At 48.9% G+C, this 227-nt stretch carries 1 pseudogene; it reads left to right on the top strand.

Annotated elements, in window-relative coordinates:
- Window positions 1-41: 41 nt before the first annotated feature.
- A pseudogene (locus AKL28_RS25255) lies at window positions 42-227 on the top strand (saccharopine dehydrogenase); the annotation flags it as partial.

Genomic DNA, 227 nt, shown 5'->3' with positions numbered 1-227 from the left:
TTGAGCCGCTTGTAAGCGACAAAGGCGGTATGTTTGTTTCCATGGAAGGCGACGACGTAAATGGACTACCTCAAACCTTGACGTGGCATTTAATTGCAGGAAGCAATCACGGTCCGCATATTCCGTGCGGTGCGTCGATCGCTTTGGCGATAAAACTGGCTAGAGGAGATAAATTACCCTTTGGCGCCCAGCCATGTATAGGCATGCTCAGCGTGAAAGATTATCTT

Source organism: Herbaspirillum chlorophenolicum (assembly GCF_001189955.1).
Lineage (GTDB): Bacteria > Pseudomonadota > Gammaproteobacteria > Burkholderiales > Burkholderiaceae_D > Herbaspirillum > Herbaspirillum chlorophenolicum.
Note: the sequence above shows the minus strand (reverse complement) of the source record. Positions and strands in the feature narration are given on the sequence as shown.